The organism is Nocardioides sp. (genome assembly GCF_036401255.1).
Taxonomy (GTDB): domain Bacteria; phylum Actinomycetota; class Actinomycetes; order Propionibacteriales; family Nocardioidaceae; genus Nocardioides.
Map to the genome: position 1 here is coordinate 1 of NZ_DASWVI010000043.1, position 16,818 is coordinate 16,818.

At 72.4% G+C, this 16,818-nt stretch carries 19 protein-coding genes and 1 riboswitch; of the genes, 6 read left to right on the top strand and 13 right to left on the bottom strand.

Features of this window, described 5'->3' with window-relative positions:
* Positions 1–250 (bottom strand): hypothetical protein (locus tag VGD85_RS02085; RefSeq protein ID WP_331061794.1); only part of this gene is annotated, 250 nt, incomplete at its 3' end.
* Between the two features lie 195 nt (positions 251–445).
* On the opposite strand from VGD85_RS02085, the gene VGD85_RS02090 reads away from it, so the two are divergent.
* The 3 genes from VGD85_RS02090 (at position 446) to VGD85_RS02100 (ending at position 3,199) form a co-directional block, all read left to right on the top strand.
* Complete coding sequence (locus VGD85_RS02090; protein ID WP_331061795.1) at positions 446–1,414, top strand: helix-turn-helix domain-containing protein; 969 nt, start codon at positions 446–448, stop codon at positions 1,412–1,414.
* Positions 1,415–1,505: 91 nt separating this feature from the next.
* Positions 1,506–2,783, top strand: a complete 1,278-nt coding sequence (locus VGD85_RS02095; protein WP_331061796.1) for a thiolase family protein — start codon at positions 1,506–1,508, stop codon at positions 2,781–2,783.
* A gap of 5 nt (positions 2,784–2,788) precedes the next feature.
* Complete coding sequence (locus VGD85_RS02100) at positions 2,789–3,199, top strand: Zn-ribbon domain-containing OB-fold protein (RefSeq protein ID WP_331061797.1); 411 nt, start codon at positions 2,789–2,791, stop codon at positions 3,197–3,199.
* A 26-nt stretch (positions 3,200–3,225) separates the two neighbouring features.
* Here the strand turns inward: VGD85_RS02100 and VGD85_RS02105 are convergent, their stop codons facing one another.
* From VGD85_RS02105 to VGD85_RS02130, 6 genes are all read right to left on the bottom strand, one after another.
* A complete protein-coding gene (locus VGD85_RS02105) occupies positions 3,226–4,269 on the bottom strand; it encodes a phosphatase PAP2 family protein (RefSeq protein WP_331061798.1) in 1,044 nt (347 codons plus the stop codon).
* A gap of 27 nt (positions 4,270–4,296) precedes the next feature.
* The gene (locus tag VGD85_RS02110) at positions 4,297–5,283 is read right to left on the bottom strand and encodes an ABC transporter ATP-binding protein (protein WP_331061799.1); all 987 of its coding nucleotides are present in this window, start codon (positions 5,281–5,283) and stop codon (positions 4,297–4,299) included.
* Entirely contained in the window at positions 5,283–6,917 is a 1,635-nt protein-coding gene (locus VGD85_RS02115; protein WP_331061800.1) for an iron ABC transporter permease, read from the bottom strand. Before VGD85_RS02115 ends, VGD85_RS02110 begins: the two co-directional genes overlap by 1 nt.
* 29 nt (positions 6,918–6,946) lie before the next feature.
* Positions 6,947–8,020: a thiamine ABC transporter substrate-binding protein gene (locus VGD85_RS02120; RefSeq protein ID WP_331061801.1), complete on the bottom strand. Its 1,074-nt coding sequence runs from the start codon at positions 8,018–8,020 to the stop codon at positions 6,947–6,949.
* Positions 8,011–8,120: riboswitch (TPP riboswitch) on the bottom strand. Its footprint overlaps the gene before it by 10 nt.
* A gap of 147 nt (positions 8,121–8,267) precedes the next feature.
* Positions 8,268–9,143, bottom strand: coding sequence for an RNA polymerase sigma-70 factor (locus VGD85_RS02125; RefSeq protein WP_331061802.1), 876 nt, complete (start codon positions 9,141–9,143; stop codon positions 8,268–8,270).
* Positions 9,140–9,727, bottom strand: a complete 588-nt coding sequence (locus VGD85_RS02130) for a carboxymuconolactone decarboxylase family protein (protein WP_331061803.1) — start codon at positions 9,725–9,727, stop codon at positions 9,140–9,142. Before VGD85_RS02130 ends, VGD85_RS02125 begins: the two co-directional genes overlap by 4 nt.
* A 98-nt stretch (positions 9,728–9,825) precedes the next feature.
* Here VGD85_RS02130 and VGD85_RS02135 point away from each other — a divergent pair, with 98 nt between their 5' ends.
* Both VGD85_RS02135 and VGD85_RS02140 read left to right on the top strand, forming a co-directional pair.
* The gene (locus VGD85_RS02135; RefSeq protein ID WP_331061804.1) at positions 9,826–10,743 is read left to right on the top strand and encodes an alpha/beta hydrolase; all 918 of its coding nucleotides are present in this window, start codon (positions 9,826–9,828) and stop codon (positions 10,741–10,743) included.
* Complete coding sequence (locus VGD85_RS02140) at positions 10,740–11,192, top strand: GNAT family N-acetyltransferase (protein WP_331061805.1); 453 nt, start codon at positions 10,740–10,742, stop codon at positions 11,190–11,192. Before VGD85_RS02135 ends, VGD85_RS02140 begins: the two co-directional genes overlap by 4 nt.
* Here the strand turns inward: VGD85_RS02140 and VGD85_RS02145 are convergent.
* The 6 genes from VGD85_RS02145 to VGD85_RS02170 form a co-directional block, all read right to left on the bottom strand.
* The gene (locus VGD85_RS02145; protein WP_331061806.1) at positions 11,170–12,243 is read right to left on the bottom strand and encodes an MBL fold metallo-hydrolase; all 1,074 of its coding nucleotides are present in this window, start codon (positions 12,241–12,243) and stop codon (positions 11,170–11,172) included. The genes VGD85_RS02140 and VGD85_RS02145 overlap by 23 nt on opposite strands.
* 10 nt (positions 12,244–12,253) lie before the next feature.
* On the bottom strand, positions 12,254–13,057 hold the full coding sequence (locus VGD85_RS02150; RefSeq protein WP_331061807.1) for an SDR family oxidoreductase: 804 nt from the start codon (positions 13,055–13,057) through the stop codon (positions 12,254–12,256).
* On the bottom strand, positions 13,054–14,136 hold the full coding sequence (locus VGD85_RS02155) for a diacylglycerol kinase (RefSeq protein ID WP_331061808.1): 1,083 nt from the start codon (positions 14,134–14,136) through the stop codon (positions 13,054–13,056). The genes VGD85_RS02150 and VGD85_RS02155 overlap by 4 nt, the downstream gene beginning before the upstream one ends.
* Positions 14,137–14,239: 103 nt before the next feature.
* A complete protein-coding gene (locus tag VGD85_RS02160; protein ID WP_331061809.1) occupies positions 14,240–15,433 on the bottom strand; it encodes an NADH:flavin oxidoreductase in 1,194 nt (397 codons plus the stop codon).
* Positions 15,434–15,455: 22 nt separating this feature from the next.
* Positions 15,456–15,863, bottom strand: coding sequence for a hypothetical protein (locus tag VGD85_RS02165; protein WP_331061810.1), 408 nt, complete (start codon positions 15,861–15,863; stop codon positions 15,456–15,458).
* Positions 15,860–16,216: a hypothetical protein gene (locus tag VGD85_RS02170; RefSeq protein WP_331061811.1), complete on the bottom strand. Its 357-nt coding sequence runs from the start codon at positions 16,214–16,216 to the stop codon at positions 15,860–15,862. Before VGD85_RS02170 ends, VGD85_RS02165 begins: the two co-directional genes overlap by 4 nt.
* A 16-nt stretch (positions 16,217–16,232) precedes the next feature.
* On the opposite strand from VGD85_RS02170, the gene VGD85_RS02175 reads away from it, so the two are divergent.
* Positions 16,233–16,818 (top strand): putative protein N(5)-glutamine methyltransferase (locus VGD85_RS02175; protein ID WP_331061812.1); only part of this gene is annotated, 586 nt, incomplete at its 3' end.

The window sequence follows — 16,818 nt, forward strand, 5'->3', positions numbered from 1 at the left end:
CCTCCTGGAGCCGCTGGTTGGCCAGCGCGAGCCGGGCCCGCACCGCCGCGACGTCGTCGGCCTGGGCGCGCACCGCGGCGCGGGCCTCCCGGACGTCGTGGCGCGAGGGGGTCTCGTCGTCGGCGAGCGCCACGCCCCCGAGGACACCGCACGTGAGCGACCCCGCCACCACGGTCGCGACGATCGCCGTCCTGCCGAGCCGTCGCACCGTGTCGTTCCCCTCGATCGCCCTCGCCGCCCCACGCGGCACTCGGAGAACGCTAGACAACTTTCGTCACATTGGGAACATTTTGCCCCAGATTTCTCGGAAAGCTCGGCGTGTCGTCTTGACAAACTACACGCGTGTAACTTCTCCGCGATCGACCCGGATCCGGGCCGAAAGACCGTACCGGCACCCCGCGTTGCCACCTACCGTGGACGGCGAGTGGCCGCGAGGAGGTGAGCGGTGGACACCGAGCTGCTGCCCGAGTCGGTGGCCGGCACCGAGCGCTGGGACGTGGCCCGGGTCGCGCCAGGCGACCGCGACGAGGCCTGGCGCGAGATCGTGTCCGACACCCACCTGCCCTGGACGCTGGACCGGGTGCGCGACAGCGACGTCCCGGTCGAAGGCCGGATCCTGCGGCGCCGGCTCGGCGACATCCAGCTGATGGACACCTGGTGCGGCCTGTGCGGCGGCCAGCGACTGCGCTCGGACCTGCGGCGCACGGACGGGGAGTACGTCGGCGTGCTGGTGGTCCGCGCCGGCCGCGAGGTCCTCACCCAGGACGACGAGCAGATCGCCGTCGGCCTCGGCGACGTGGTCGCCTGGCACTCGGCGCGCCCGATCCGCTTCGACGTGCTCGAGCCGCTGCGCAAGCAGACCCTGCTGGTGCCGGTGGCGCGGTTCCACGACGTGGTGCCCTCCCTCGAGCTGACCACGGCGCGGCTGCTGCACCCGAACTCGGCGCGGCTGCTGCTCACGTCGTACCTCAGCTTCGTCACCACCCTCGAGCTCACCCCCGAGGCCGCGGCCGGCGCCGGCAACGCCGCGCTCGAGCTGCTCGGCGCGGCCCTGTCGACGCTCAGCACCCCACCGACGGCGAGCGCCCGGCGCCACGAGCTGCGGCAGAAGGTGAAGGGCTACGTCGAGGCCCGGCTCGGCGACCCCGCGCTCTCCCCGCACGCGATCGCGGTGCACCACGCGATCTCCGACCGGCTGCTGTACTCGCTGTTCGAGGACGAGGGCGACACCGTGCAGGCCTACGTACGCCGGCGCCGGCTGGCGCGCGCCCACGCCGACCTGACCCGGCCGGGCCGCGACCTCGCGATCCACCAGGTCGCCCGCCGCTGGGGCTTCACCGACCCGGCCCACTTCAGCCGCGCGTTCCGCGCCCACTACGGCTACCCGCCGAGCAAGGCCGCCCCCGCCCACTGAGGCTTGCAGGGATCGTCAAGAGGCGTGCAGCCACGGCCATGGGCCGCGGGGTGCTCGGTTCCTAGCGTCGGGAGCAGAGGAAGGAGGCACCATGACCACACGCCTCACTGCTCCTGTCGTCGTGACGGGAGTCGGCTGCACCCCGTTCGGCAACCTCCGCACCCGCCCGGAGATCGCCGGACTCACCCTCCAGGAGCTCGCCGCCCGTGCCGCGCGCGAAGCCCTCGAGGACTCCGGGATCCGTGGACCCGACGTCGACGCGGTCTACGTCGGCAACGTGATGACCCACTCCTCCCAGCTGCCCGCGACGTACGGCCAGCTGTCGAAGTGGATCGGCACCCAGCTCGCGATGGGCGTCCACATCGACGCCGCCTGCGCGACCACCGCGACCGGCGTCTGCCTGGCCGCCCAGGCGATCGCGTCCGGCGCGATCGACACCGCGCTCGTCGTCGGCGTCGAGGCGACCGGCAACCGCCCGCGGGGGACGAGCCCCTACGAGCGCGAGGACATCGACAACGAGACCATGTGGCTCTGGACGGACTACTGCGTCAACCAGGCGTACGGCGAGCCACAGGGCTACGAGATCTTCTCGACCTACAACGGCATCATCGCGCAGGGCTACATGCGCAAGTACGGCGTCTCGTTCGAGGAGTACGACCGCTCGATGTTCGAGCTGTCCCGCACCCGCCGGATGCACGCCACGCTCACCGACCGGGCGATGATCCGCGAGACCCTCGAGGACGAGGCGGCCCGGCTCGGGTACGCCGACGCGTGGAGCATGTGGACCTCGGAGGCCAACCCGTTCCTGTCCTGGCCGGCCCGGTTGCGCAGCCTGGTGAAGGCCGCCGACGGCGCCGCCGCCGTGGTGCTGATGCGCGCGGACGCGGCGAAGGGGCTGCCGTCGCAGCCGGTGGAGCTCAAGGGCTTCGGCCAGGCCGTCTCGGACCTGCCGTGGTACCACGAGGACCCGACCGACTGGACCGTCGACCGGGTCGCGATCAAGCGCGCGTTCGAGATGTCGGGTGTCGGGCCGCACGACCTGGACTACCTGCACACCCACGACTGCTCGCACATCATGTCGCTGGTGATGGCCGAGGAGATCGGCTACCTGGCCCACGGCGAGGGCCTGAAGGCGGCGTACGAGGGCCGCACCCGCTTCGACGGCGACCGGCCCATGGCGACCCACGGCGGCCGGCACGCGTTCGGTCACGCGTGGGCGGCGTCGTCGGGCTCGGACATCCACGAGATCGTCACCCAGATGCGGGGCCTGGCCGGTGCCCGCCAGGTCCCGAAGCCACCCGAGACCGCGGCCTTGATGGTCCAGGGCTACGCGATCGTCTCCAACGTGCTGATCTTCCAGGGGAGCTGAACACCATGACCACGACAGAGACCACGTCGCTCGTGCGCGACTACTACGAGGCCCTGGCCGAGGGCCGGCTCGTCGCCCACCGCTGCGCCGACTGCCAGGCGATCACGTTCCCGGCGACCACCTGCTGCGAGGCGTGCGGGTCGTTCGACTCGACCGACCTCGAGCTGTCCGGACGCGGGACGCTGCTGTTCGCCTCGCACAACCTGGCCGCCTGCCACCCGCGGTTCGTGCCGTACGCCCCCTACGCCTACGCCCACGTGATCCTCGAGGAGGGCATCACCGTGCAGGGCATGCTGCAGGGCGTCGACGGGACTCCGGACGCGATCGCGGAGCTCTACCCGCGGCTGCCGCTCCCGGTCCTCGCCGAGGTGCTGCACACCGACGACCTTCCGGTGCTCACGTTCCGGCTGGCCTGAACCTCGCCTCGGCCGTTCCCGCGACCTCAGCGGTCGACGGGGACGGCCGAGGTGGTGGTCGTGGGGTGCGAGGCCAGCCCGTGCCGGTCGAACTTCTGGCCGCTGGCGATGCCGCCGAGGTAGAAGGAGACGAACGCGATCATCACACCGGCGACGTCGTCGGCGATGTAGTGCCAGCCGAAGTAGAGCGTGGCGATGACGGTGACGCCGAAGTTGACCCAGAACGCGATCCTCAGCCAGCGCACCCGCACCGTGTAGGTGACCATCAGGGCGACCAGCAGCGTGATCGCCACGTGCAGGCTCGCGAAGCCCGCCACCGACTGCACCGTGTCGGTGCGCACGCCCCAGTAGACGTTGTGGCGTCCGGCGACCAGCGCGTCCATGAGCTGCGAGGTCGGCGTGTTCGGCAGGCCGACGTACAGCCACGGGTACTCGAGGCCGGGGCCGAGGGTCGGCAGCGCGTAGTACGACGCCGTGCCCAGCGACCACGCGACGCACTGCGAGGTCACGAACCAGTAGCCGTAGGACAGGTTGCGCGACCAGACCAGCCAGGCGGTCACCGCCAGGGGCACCAGCGGCAGGAACCACAGGTAGACGTAGGACAGCGGCCAGGCCATGAAGCCCTCGCCGAGGATGCCGTGCAGCACGTGCGCGGGGTCGTGGCCGAACAGCAGCGCCCGGTCGAGGTAGTGCAGCTCCCGGTCGTACATGGCGTCGCGCACGGACGGCAGGAACGACTTGAGATTGCGGTAGCTCACGTAGACGACGTAGAAGCCGATCACGCCGAGCGCGACCAGCGTCAGGCGCTCGCGGTTCCAGTGGGTGCGCCACCGCTCCCGCACGATCCCCGGCATCAGCCGGGGGTCCATCTTGGAGTACCACAGCGTCCGCGGCAGCAGGTCGAGCAGCAGCGCGCCCAGCAGCAGCAACGGCAGCCGCAGCCACGACGGCCCGAGGAAGCTGCCCTCGGGGTCGATCAGGCGCTTGTCGTAGACGATCGCCACGACGATCGCCACGACGCCCATGACGATGGCGTTGCCCACCAGCAGGGCGTAGGCGCGGCGATACACGCAGGTCAGTGTAGAGACCCGGCGCGCTCAGCGCCTGCCGGGCGTCGCCAGCCGTCCGGGGTCGACGCCGAGGCGCACCGGGTCACCCGGCGCGGGGTGGGTGCCCAGCCGCGCGATCGCGTCGACCTCGCCCACCCCGTCGACGTCGACGACGAGTCGGATCAGCTCCGGGGTGGCGCGCGCCGAGACCACCAGCCCCCGCAGCGGCCCGTGCTGGTCGACGACCAGGGCCGAACGGCGTACGGCGACCGCCTCGGCGGGCGGGTGCCCGGCCGCGCGCAGCAGCGTCGCGGCGGCGGATCCCTCCAGCACTCGTGCGTAGCCGAGGAACAGCGCGGTCTCGGGGTCGGCCGGCGCCCGCCACACCTCGCCGATGTCGCCCTGCTGGACGATCCGGCCCTCGCGCATCACCGCGAGTCGGTCGGCGACGGCGTACGCCTCCTCCTGGTCGTGGGTGACCATCAGCGCGGTCGTGCCGGCCGACCGCAGGATCCCGCGCAGGTCGGAGGCGAGGCGCTCGCGCAGCCCGGCGTCGAGCGCAGAGAGTGGCTCGTCGAGCAGCAGCAGCCGCGGCGACACCGCGAGCGACCGGGCCAGCGCCACCCGCTGCCGCTCGCCGCCGGACAGCGTCGTGGGCAGCCGGTCGGCGTACCCCTCCAGGCCGACCAGCGCGAGCAGCTCCGCCACCCGCTCGGCCGTCCCGGGGGCGCGCCGCAGCCGCAGCGCGTAGCCGACGTTGCGGGCGACCGTGAGGTGGTTGAACAGCTGCCCGTCCTGGAACATCAGCGCGAACCCGCGCTTGTGCGTGGGCACGCGCGCGAGGTCCGCGCCGTCCCAGCAGATCCGGCCAGACGAGGGCGGCTCGAGACCGGCGATCGCGCGCAGCAGCGTCGACTTGCCCGAGCCGCTCGGGCCGAGGACCGCGAGGACGTGCCCGTCGTCGAGGTCCAGCGACGCGTCGACGACGGCCGGCTCGCCGTCGTACGCCACGGTGAGGCGGTCCAGGGTCAGCATCAGAACGCCCCGACCGACGAGACCCGGAGCCGGTCGACGGCGAGCATCACCAGCGCGGTGGTGGCCGCCAGGACGACGGACGCGGCGAGGGACATGCCGTAGTTCATCGCACCCGGGTGCCCGATCAGGTGGAAGATCACGATCGGCAGCGTCGGGTGGTCCTCCCGGGCCAGGAACGAGGTGGCCCCGAACTCGCCCAGCGAGACCGCGAACGCGAAGCCGGCCGCCGCGGTCAGCGGCCGCCAGACCAGCGGCAGCTCGACGGTCGCGAACGTCCGCAGCGGGCCGGCGCCCAGGGACGCGGCCGCCTGACGCTGGCGGTCGTCGACGCCGCCGAGCACCGGCACCAGCGTGCGCACGACGAGCGGGAGCGCCACCAGGGCCTGGGCGATCGGCACCAGCAGCGGCGAGTCGCGCAGGTCGACCGGCGGACGGTCCAAGGTGATGAGGAAGCCGAAGCCCAACGTGACCGCGGAGACGCCGAGCGGCAGCATGAACAGCCCGTCCAGCAGCCCGCGCACCCGGCGCTCGGTGCGCGAGCGCGAGCGGCGGGTGACGACGACGGTGACGAGCAGGCCGAGCGACAGCGACATCCAGGTCGCGTCGACCGCGGTGCGCAGCGAGGTGACGAGCGCGTCGGTCACCGACACGAGCAGCGCGTGCTGCGAGCCCGCGCCCGTGAGCGCGCGGTAGTTGCCCAGGCTCCAGGCGTCCCCGACCCGCAGCGAGCCGAGCGCGAGGGCCGCCAGCGGGGCACCGACCAGCAGCAGGACCAGACCGGTCGCGACCACGCCCGGCCAGTCGCCGCGCGAGGGCCGGGGTGCGCGGCGCACCGACCGCGCCAGAGCGGGGTCGGGTACGGCGCGCAGGCGGCCGGTCACCACGAGCAGGCCGGTGATCGCCAGCAGCTGCAGGATCGACAGCGCCGCGGCGGCCTGCAGGTCGAGCAGGTTCGTGGTGAGCAGGTAGATCTCGGTCTCGACCGAGGAGTACCGCAGCCCACCGAGGGTGAGCACCACCCCGAACGCCGTCGCGCAGAACAGGAACACCACGCTCGCGGCGCTCACGATCGCGGGCCGCAGCGCGGGCAGCGTGACGGTCAGGAGCACCTGCGCCGGGCTGGCTCCGAGCGCCGCGGCGGCCTCGGCCGGGCGCGGGTCGAGCGACTCCCACGCGGCTCCGACAGCACGGATCACCACGGCGACGTTGAAGAACACCAGCCCGGCGACGATCGCGACCGCGGACCCGTCCAGCCCGAGGAACCCGAGCGGCCCGGACTCGCCGATCAGCTCGCGGAACGCCACGCCCACCACGACGGTCGGGAGCACGAACGGCACGAGCAGCAGCGACCTCAGCACGCCCCGCCCGGGGAACCGGCGCCGGTGCAGCAGGTGGGCCACGGGCAGGCCGAGCAGCACCGCCACCAGCGTCGCGACCGTCGAGGACCACACCGTGAACCACACGACCCGGTGCACCCGGGGCCGCCCGAGGACCTCGAGGACGCCGCCGGGGTCGAAGCGGCCGTCGGCCACGAAACCCTCCGACACCATGCCGCTGACGGGCAGCACGAAGAACACGCCGAGCACCGCCAGCGGCAGGGCCGAGAGCCCGGCCAGCTCGAACGCGCGCCTCATCGTCGGCTCATCGTCGGCTCATCGTCGGCTCATCGGGAGGTGACGTCGCTCCACTCACGCAGCCACTCGTCGCGGTGCTCGCCGATCGCGCCGGGGTCGACCTCGTACGGATCGCTCGGCTGCTCGGCGAAGCGCGCCCACTCCGCCGGCAGCTTCACCGAGGAGTCGACCGGGAACACGTACATGCTCTCGGGGAGCGCCGCCTGCACCTCCGGCGACAGCAGGAAGTCGACCAGCTGCTCGGCGCCGTCGGGGTTCGCGGCCCCGTCGAGCACCCCGGCGTACTCGACCTGCCGGAAGCAGGTGTCGAGCAGCGCGCTCGTCGACGACGTGCCGCCGGACACCGTGAAGGCGGGCGAGGAGTCGTAGGACAGCACGATCGGCCGGTCGCCGTGGCCGCCGCCCTGGGTGAAGTCGACCTCGTAGGCGTCCGACCACCCGGCGGTCAGCTTCACACCGTTGTCCATCAGCTTCGTCCAGTAGTCCTGCCAGCCGTCCTCGCCGTACGCCGCGATCGTGGTCAGCAAGAACGCCATCCCCGGTGAGCTCGTGGCAGCGCCGGGCGTGACGAACAGGTCCCGGTACGCCGGGTCGGCGAGGTCGTCGAGGGTCCGCGGCGGGGCGAGGTCGTGATCGGCGAACCAGGTGTCGTCGACGTTCACGCAGACGCTGGCGTCGTCGACCGGGGTGAGGCCGTGCTCGTCGTCGCCGGGCAGCCGGTACTCCTCCGCGCCGTCGGGCAGCGCGGCGTCGTACGGCGCGAACACGCCGGCGTCGAGCGCCCGCGAGGCGAAGGTGTTGTCGACGCCGAAGGCGACGTCGCCGAGCGGGTCGTCCTTGGTCAGCACCAGCTTGTTGGTGAGGATGCCGGCGTCGCCGGTGGCGCGGACCACCAGGTCGAGTCCGGACGCCTGCTCGAACTGCTTGATCAGCGGCTTGGGCAGGCTGAACGACTCGTGGGTCACCAGCACGACCCGCGTCGGCTTCGTGGCGTCGTCCGGCGCGCTGCTCGACGAGTCGTCGCCGATCGTCGAGCAGCCGGCGGCCGCCAGGGCGAGTGCCAGTGGTGCCAGGGCGTGGGTCAGGGCATGGATGGGTCTCAACTCCGACTCCCTTCGCCGGTGCTAACCGGATCAGGTTCCTAGGGTCTGCGGCGGATCCGCACTCTCAGCACGTGTGTGGCGTGCTCCCCTGTCTTGGCTTACACAGTAGTACCGCCGACCGAGTTCCACGTGGCGGGCGTCCCGCCGGCTCACTTGGCGGGCTGCCCTGCGCGCCTCGCGCACCATGACGAGCACGGCGAGGGAGGGGTGTGGGCGGGCTTCAGGTCTGGGTCGCCGTCCACATCACTCAACGTGTGAGCGTCACGACCTCGTCGAGCCGAGCGAGCTTGGCGGGGTTGCGCACGACGTAGAGCCCGGTGACCAGGCCGTCCTCGACGACCATGGACGCCACGGTGTCGAGCTCGCCGTCGAGCACGATCCGCAGCGCGGGCGCGCCGTTGACGACGACCAGGTCGGCGACCGCCTCGAGGCCCTCGGAGACCGCGTCGAGGAACCGGACCACCTTGTCGCGCCCGAGGATCGGCCGCAGCGCCGCCTTCTTGACCCCACCGCCGTCGGTGACGAGCACGACGTCGGGCGCGAGCACGTCCATCAGGCTCTGGATGTCGCCCGTGGCGACGGCGGTCAGGAACGTCTGCATCACCCGGTCGCGCTCGGACGGCGTGGCCTCGACCCGAGGCCGGCGCTCGGCGACGTGGTCGCGGGCGCGGTGCGCGATCTGGCGTACGGCGGCGGGGGTCTTGTCGACCGCGGCGGCGATCTCGTCGTAGCCGAAGGCGAACACCTCCCGCAGCACGAACACGGCGCGCTCGGTCGGGCCCAGCGTCTCCAACAGCGTCAGCATCGCGAGCGACACGCTGTCGGCGAGCTCGACGTCCTCGGCCACGTCGGGGGTCGTCAGCAGCGGCTCGGGCAGCCACGGCCCGACGTACGACTCGCGGCGCCGGGCGTTGCTCCGCATCCGGTTCAGCGCCAGGCGCGTGGTGATCCGCACCAGGTAGGCCCGTTCGTCGCGCACCTCGGCGCGATCGACGTCGACCCAGCGCAGCCAGGTCTCCTGGAGGACGTCCTCGGCGTCGGCCGCGGAGCCGAGCATCTCGTAGGCGACCGTGAAGAGCAGGTTGCGATGGTCGACGAACACGTCCGTCGAGCCGGTGTTCATGCGTGCCTCACGCGATCAGACGGTACGGCGAGGGGCAGCTCGCACACATCCGAATATCCCTGGCTCTGCAGGCCGGCGGCGGAGTTGAACCGCGAGCGCATGTTCTCCAGCGCGATCATCTGGGTCAGCTCCACGACGGCCTCGGTGCCGAGCTGGTCGATCAGCCGCGCCACCAGGTCGTCGGTGACGGCGAGCGGGGTGGTGCTCATCGCCTCGGCGTACTCCATGACGTCGCGCTCGAGCTGCGTGAAGACGTCCGACTCCCGCCACCTCGGCACCTCGCGCACCTTGGCGAGGTCGAGTCCCTCGTTGTGGGCGAGGAAGTAGCCGAAGTCGAGGCACCAGCTGCAGCCGATGACGCCGGCGCTCGCCAGCTCGGCGTAGGACTTGAGGTTCGGGTCGAGCGCGCGCCACTTCGCGACCCGCTGCTCGAACTTCAAGACCGCCTTGAGCACCGGGCGGTGGTGCCACAGGACGTAGGCGTTGTCGGGGATCTGGCCGTAGGTGCGGCGGGCGTAGGCGGACATGATCCGGCCGTACAGGCCGGTCACCTGGGCCTTGGGGATGCGGAACGTGCTGGGCATCGGAGTCTCCTCGGTTCTCGGCCCCCGGCGGAGGCCTCGCCCATCAGACACCGGCCACCCCGGATCCGTGACAGGTGGGCTGTGGGAGGCTGCCAGGCATGAGCCCGAGCCGCCGTCACGAGGCCCTGGCCTGGGTCGTGCCCCGGCTCCGGCGCTCGCGCGAGCTGGACAGCCCGGCCGCCGAGCGGGCCCGCATCGAGCGGTGGCACGCCGGCCTGGGCCGGCAGCTGCCGACCCGGCTGGTGCCGCGCTTCGCGCGCCGGTTCTCGGTGGTCACCGAGGTGCTGACCGGGCCGGCCGGCGAGTTCGCGTCGTACGTCGTGACGCCGCGCGGCACCGACCCGCACCGCACCGTCGTCTACCTCCACGGCGGCGGGTACGTCGCACCGATCGACCCGTTCCACCTCCGCTACGTGTGCCGGCTCGCGACCGATCTCGGCGCCCGGATCGTGCTGCCCGACTATCCCCTGGCGCCCGAGCACACCTGGCAGGCCTCGCACGCGGCCATCGCCGACCTGGCCGCCCGGTGGGCCGACGACTCCGAGGAGCTCGTGCTGGCCGGCGACTCGGCCGGCGGCGGCTACGCGCTGGCCGTCGCGCTGACGCTGCGCGACCGTGGCGGCCCCCAGGCCTCCCGGCTGCTGCTCCACTCGCCGTGGGTCGACCTGACGACCAGCACGCCGGAGACCGAGCGGTTCACGGTCCGCGACCCCTGGCTGTTCCTCGGCAAGCTGCGGGCCTACGCCGAGTGGTGGGCCGGGTCGCCCGACGATCTCGACCGTCCCGAGGTGAGCCCCGCGCTGGCCGACCTCGCCGGCCTGCCGCCGGCGCTGATGTTCTGCGGCACCCGCGACACGCTCGCGCCGGGGTGCCGCCTGCTCGCGCGCCGGGCAGCCGAGGCCGGCTGGGACCTCGACTACGTCGAGGTCCACGACCTGATCCACGTCTACCCGCTGTTGCCCCTCATCCCCGAGGCGCGCGCGGCCCACCGCCGGACCCTGGAGTACTTGTCGTGAAGTGCATCGCCGTCGCGTTCGACCACCTCGACCCGTACGCCGTCTACGGCATCTGCAAGATCCGCCAGGACGTGTTCGTGGTCGAGCAGGCCTGCCCCTACCCCGACCTGGACGGGCGCGACGTCGAGCCGGAGACCCGGCACGTGCTGCTGATGGACGACGACGCCCTGTCCGGCTACGCGCGCGTTCTGGACGATGGCGACGACGGGCAGAGCGTGTGGCGGATCGGCCGGGTGCTGCTGGCCCCGGACGCGCGCGGCCGCGGCCTCGCCGACGTCATCATGGAGACCGCCCTGTCCGTCGCGCAGGGTCGTGACGTGGTGCTCGACGCCCAGTCGCCGCTCGCCGGGTGGTACGCGACGTTCGGGTTCGAGGTCTCGGGGCCGGAGTTCCTCGAGGACGGCATCCCGCACACCCCGATGCGACTCAGTCGTCGACGGGGCCGCTGACGGCCCGGAACAGCACCCCCTCGGGCGTCACCTCGCGGGTCGCCTGACCCCGCGCGACCAGCAGCTCGAGGTGCGCCTTGGTCTCCATCGCGGCCATGCCCTGGCTGAACGGGTCGAGGTCGTCGTACGACTTCTCGTGTCGGGTCCACGCGAGCTGGTGCGCGACCGTGAAGCCGGTCGCCGGGGCGTCGGCGATCGCGGCCAGGCTCTGCTCGAGGCGTTGGTCGTGGAAGGAGAGCAGCTCGTCGACGCGGGCGTGCGAGGACGGCGCGACCGGGCCGTGCGCGGGGAGGATCTGGAGGTCCGGCAGCGCGCGCACCTTGGTCAGCGACGCCATGAAGTCGCCGAGCGGGTCGGGCGTGGGCGGCACCGTGAACCCGATCGACGGGGTGATCGTCGGCAGCACGTGGTCGCCGGCGAACAGGAGCCCTGCGGCCCGCTCGGCGAAGACGTAGTGCCCCGGCGTGTGGCCGGGCGTGTGCACCGCGTCCAGCGTGCGGGTGCCGACGGCGATGCGCTGGTCGCCGTCGAGCCAGGTGTCGGGGAGCAGCCAGATCGCCGGATCGGGCCGCTCGCCGCCGCCCGCGGCCCACTGCTCGGCGAGCTCCTGGGCGCCGGCCGTGCGCAGCACCTCGAGGAACGGGCTCTCGTCGAGCGTCGGGTCGTTGAGCAGGTCCAGGGCCGGCTTGTCACCGCGGCCGAGCGCCACGTCCGCGCCGTACTCGTGCCCGAGGACCGTGGCCATCGTGAAGTGGTCGCGGTGCACGTGGGTGACCAGGAAGCGGCGGATGTCGCCGAACCCGTAGCCGATGTCGCGCAGGCAGCGCTCCAGCAGGTCGCGCGCCACCTCGATCGCCCAGCCGCCGTCGATCAGCGTGAGGCCGTCGGCGGTCTCGAGGACGTAGACGTTGACGGCCTTGAGGCCGTCCATCGGCAGCGGCAGCGGGATCCGGTGGATCCCGTCGGTCACCTGCCAGGCGCCCTCCTTGCTCCAGTGCTCGCCGGAGTCGGGCGAGACGGCGTACGCCGTCGGGGTCGTGGACGAGCTCACATCGCGGACCTTACGGGGCCACGTCGGGGAACCCGAGGTCGAGGGTGGGCTGCTGGATGCCGCCGTCGATCTCGAGCAGCTTGCCGGTGACGTACTGTCCGGCCCGGGAGGCGAGGTAGACCACCCCGGCGGCGATGTCCTCCGGCTCGCCGACCCGGCCCAGCGGCGTCTTGGTCTCGAGCTGGCTCATCAGCTCGGGCTGCCCGGCGACGTACTCCAGGGCGCTGGTCATGATCGACCCGACGTAGATGCCGTTGACGCGGATGCGCGGCGCGAGGTCCTGGGCGGCCATCTTGGTCCAGTGCGCGAGCGCGGCCTTGGCGGTGCCGTAGGCGATGAAGCCGCGGTCGGCGGTGCGGCCCATCATCGAGCTGATCGTGACGACGCTCTTCTGCTTGTCGGGCTCCTTGAGCATCAGCGGGACCGCCGCGCGGGTGAGCGCGTGCGCGGTGATCACGTTGAAGCTGAACGCCTCGTTGAGGAACTCGTTGCTGGTGTCGAGGAACGTGTTCGGGAACGTGCCGCCGACGTTGTTGACGACCGTGTCGAGCCGGCCGAACTCGTCGTACGCCGCCTGCGCGAGGCCGGCGACGGCGTCGAGGTCGCTGAGGTCGGCGGCGACCACGAGGGCGCGGCGTCCGGTCGCGCGGATCTGCTCGGCGACCCGGTCGAGCTGGCGCTCGGTGCGGGCGGAGATGAGGACGTCGGAGCCGGCCTCGGCCAGCGCGACAGCGGTGGCGGCGCCGAGGCCGCGGCCGGCTCCGGTGACGATCGCGGCCTGGCCGGCGACTCCGAACCTGTCGAGGATGCTCACGTGGTCACCAGACCCTTGCCGGTCACCAGCGGCAGGTCGAGGGCGGTGACGAGGCCGCCGGGCGAGGCGACGACGGCGGGGACGGCGTTCACGATCCGCTGGGCGGTCACGATCATCCCCGAGACGTTGTGGTCGCCGTGCTCGCCGTGATGGGTGAAGTCGAGCTGCAGGAACGGCTCGCCGGTGATCTGGACGCGGTAGCAGCCGTCGCCCTGCGGCGGGGTCGGCCACTCGGGCACCTGGTCGGGCGCCGTACGCGTGATGTGGTCGAGGACCACGCGCGGGACCCCGTCGACCTTGCCGATGACCTGGAAGCGGACCGCGCCCATCGTGCCGGCCCTGACGTCGCCCGAGACGCTGGGGGTGTCGACCTCGGCGGGGCGGCGGTCGACGTCCTCGGTGAGCGGCTCGTCGAGGACGATGCCGAGACCGGCGGCGATCTGGCGGACCACGCTGCCCCAGGCCATGGACAGGATGCCCGGGGCCCAGAGGAAGCCCGGCTCGTCCATCGGCTTGCCGAAGCCGAACAGGTCGTTCATCACCACCGGTTGGTAGTAGGTGGAGTAGTCGCAGATCTCCATCACCCGCACCTCGTCGATGCGCTGGCTCAGGCTGGTCAGCACCAGTGGCAGGACGTCGTTGGCGAAGCCGGGGTCGATGCCGTTGACGTGCAGGCTGGCGCCGGTGCGCTCCCCGGCCTTGGTGATCCGTTCCATGGTCTCGGGCGGCAGGATGTGCTCGGGCCACTGCAGCAGCACCGGTCCGCTCGAGGTCACGTTGATGCCGGCCTCGAGGAAGTCGATGAGGTCCTCGATGGCCTCGAAGACCCGGTCGTCGGTCATCGCGGTGTGCACGACCGCGTCGGGCTTCATCGCGAGCAGGGCCTGCTTGTCGGTGGTGGCCCTGACGCCCAGCTCCCGGCCGAGCTCGGCCAGCTCGCCGGCGTCCTTGCCGTCCTTCTTGGGGTTGGACACCCACACCCCGACCAGCTCGAGGTCCGGGTGGGCGTCGATGCCCGCGATCGCGTGCCGCCCGACGGTCCCCGTGGACCAGACGACGACCTTCAACGGTTCTGCCATGCGCGCAATCTAGAACACGTTCTAATGCGCTGGGAAGGGCGGCGCGACTTGTCAGCCGAAAGCCGCACGACACGCCGCATCCCCTCGGCGTGTCGTGCGGGTTTCACCGGTCGACCGGTGAAACCCGCACCGGCGTGACCACCGGACAGCGAGTGCCCGAATAGATCGTGGGCATGCAGCGGTTGCAGTGGATGCACACGCCGGCGGTGGCGCGGCCGGACTGGAGGCGATCGACGAGGTCCGGTTCGCGCAGCAGCGCGCGGCCCATCGCGACGAACTCGAAGCCGTCGGCCATCGCCTGCTCCATCGTGTCGAGCCGGTTGATCCCGCCGAGCAGCATCAGCGGCATCGACACCGCCGCGCGGAAGCGCAGCGCCTTGTCGCGGAAGTAGGCCTCCTCGAAGGGGTAGACCTTCAGGAAGCGGCGGCCGACCGGCGTCCTCATGCCGAGGCGTACGACGAGCGGCATCGTGGCCGCGAACTCCTCGACCGGCGCCTCGCCGCGGAACAGGTACATCGGGTTCATCAGCGAGGAGCCGCCGCTGAGCTGCAGGGCGTCGAGCGTCCCGTCGGACTCGAGCAGCTGCGCGTACTCGATCCCCTCGTCGGTCGTCACGCCGCCGCGGAAGCCGTCGCCGACACTGACCTTGGCCGTGATCGCGGCGTCCGAGCCGACCTCGTCGCGCACCGCCCGGGCGACCTGCCGCCCCAGCCGGGCACGGTTGGACAGCGACCCGCCCCAGCCGTCCTTGCGCCGGTTGAGGCCGGGCGCGAGGAAGGAGGAGATCAGGTAGCTGTGCGCCATGTGCAGCTCGAGCACGTCGAAGCCGGCGCGGACCAGCATCCGCGCGGCGTCGACGTACGCCCGCGTGATGCGCGTCAGGTCGGCCTCGGTCGCCGAACGGATCATCTGCATCGACAGCGGGCTCGGCATCCGACTGGCGCTGATCGCCTGGACGCCGTTGGAGCGACCGTTGGCGACCGGGCCCGCGTGCCCGACCTGGCCCGCGATCGCGGCGCCGGACTCGTGGATCGCGTCGGCCAGCCGGGTCAGCCCGCCGAGGGTCCGCTCGCCCACCACGATCTGCTCGCGGTGGGTGCGCCCCTCCGGCGCGACCGCGAGGTACGCCACCGTCGTGAGCCCGACGCCGCCGCGGGTCACCGCGAGGTGGTAGTCGATGAGCTCGTCGGTGACCTGGCCGTACGGCGCGCGGCCCTCGAAGGTGGCCGCCTTCACCGTCCGGTTGCGCAGCCGCACCGGCCCGAGCATGGCCGGCGCGAAGACGTCCGGTGTCATGCGAGGCAATCTAGAACAGGTTTCAGTTCCTGGCGAGCGCCGGGCCCTTCTGACGGCGCAGCCAGAGCAGCCCGGCCACCGGCAGCACCGCGGGCACGAATCCGTAGCCGATGCCGTAGTCCGACCACACCGACGCGTCCGGGAACCAGTCCCGCACGGCCAGGCTCAGCGTGCCGACCGTCGCGACCCCGGCGAGCTCGACCCAGAGCATCACGCTCGCGAACCGGGTGTCCCCGGCCGCCGCGGACCGGATCGCGTACCAGCCGAGCGCGTACGTCGCGGCCGCGCCGAGCGAGAGCCAGTAGGCGACCGGCGCCTCGTCGTACTGCGTCGTCAGCTGCACGATCGACCGGGCACCCGCAGCCAGCGTGAACAGGGCGTAGAGAGCGAGCAGCACCTGGTGCGGGCCGCTGCGGCGGGTCGCGCTCATGCGGTCATCTGCAGGCGTACGGCGAGCACGCCGACCGCGACCGCGGCCACGGCGACGACCGCGGAGGACCAGGCCGCGCGGTCGCCCGCGACCGAACGCATGGCGATCGGCAGCACGCACACGGAGGCGAACAGGTAGCCGACGTAGGTCGAGGTCGAGTCCGGCCGGTCCTCGCCCAGCAGCGGGCCGAGGCCGGCGAGCGCACGCACCACGAGCAGCCCCTCGAGCATCCAGGCCATCTGGTCGAGCCAGCCGGGCCGCTCGCCGCGGCGGGCGGCGAGCACCGCGAGCACGGCGACCAGGACGGCGTACCCGACCACGATCCAGGTGATCTGGGTGCTGACGCTCGGCATGGCAGCATCATCGACCATGTCACCCACAGACCTGGTCGCGACCCTGCGCGCGGCCGGATGCGTGTTCGCCGAGGACGAGGCGGCACTGCTCGCCCGGGAGGCCGCGGACGACGACGCGCTGGCCGCCATGGTCGCCCGGCGGGTCGCGGGCGAGCCGCTCGAGCAGGTGGTCGGGTTCGCCGAGTTCCTGGGGTTGCGCGTGGCGGTCGCGTCGGGTGTCTTCGTGCCGCGGCTGCGCACCACGCTGCTGGCGCAGCGCGCCGCCCAGGTGCTCCGGCCGGGGGATGTGGCCGTCGACCTGTGCTGTGGCACCGGCGCCGTCGGCATGGCGCTCCTCGCGGCCGTGCCGGGAGCCGAGGTGCACGCCGCGGACATCGACCCGGCCGCGGTGGCGTGCGCCCGTCGGAACCTGCCGGTCGATCGGGTCCACGAGGGCGACCTGTACGACGCGCTGCCGGGATCGCTGCGCGGGCGGGTGGACGTCGTGGCCGCCAACGCGCCGTACGTCCCCACCGCGGCGATCGCCACGATGCCGCCCGAGGCCCGCGACCACGAGCACCGGGTGGCGCTCGACGGCGGCCCCGACGGCCTCGACCTGCTGC

Excerpts from the sequence above, each read along its gene's own strand:
- VGD85_RS02095 (WP_331061796.1), top strand. The coding sequence starts at position 1,506 with ATGACCACACGCCTCACTGCTCCTGTCGTCGTGACGGGAGTCGGCTGC.
- VGD85_RS02100 (WP_331061797.1), top strand. The coding sequence starts at position 2,789 with ATGACCACGACAGAGACCACGTCGCTCGTGCGCGACTACTACGAGGCC.
- VGD85_RS02110 (WP_331061799.1), bottom strand. The coding sequence starts at position 5,283 with ATGCTGACCCTGGACCGCCTCACCGTGGCGTACGACGGCGAGCCGGCC.
- VGD85_RS02115 (WP_331061800.1), bottom strand. The coding sequence starts at position 6,917 with ATGAGGCGCGCGTTCGAGCTGGCCGGGCTCTCGGCCCTGCCGCTGGCG.
- VGD85_RS02125 (WP_331061802.1), bottom strand. The coding sequence starts at position 9,143 with ATGAACACCGGCTCGACGGACGTGTTCGTCGACCATCGCAACCTGCTC.
- VGD85_RS02130 (WP_331061803.1), bottom strand. The coding sequence starts at position 9,727 with ATGCCCAGCACGTTCCGCATCCCCAAGGCCCAGGTGACCGGCCTGTAC.
- VGD85_RS02135 (WP_331061804.1), top strand. The coding sequence starts at position 9,826 with ATGAGCCCGAGCCGCCGTCACGAGGCCCTGGCCTGGGTCGTGCCCCGG.
- VGD85_RS02155 (WP_331061808.1), bottom strand. The coding sequence starts at position 14,136 with ATGGCAGAACCGTTGAAGGTCGTCGTCTGGTCCACGGGGACCGTCGGG.
- VGD85_RS02160 (WP_331061809.1), bottom strand. The coding sequence starts at position 15,433 with ATGACACCGGACGTCTTCGCGCCGGCCATGCTCGGGCCGGTGCGGCTG.
- VGD85_RS02165 (WP_331061810.1), bottom strand. The coding sequence starts at position 15,863 with ATGAGCGCGACCCGCCGCAGCGGCCCGCACCAGGTGCTGCTCGCTCTC.
- VGD85_RS02170 (WP_331061811.1), bottom strand. The coding sequence starts at position 16,216 with ATGCCGAGCGTCAGCACCCAGATCACCTGGATCGTGGTCGGGTACGCC.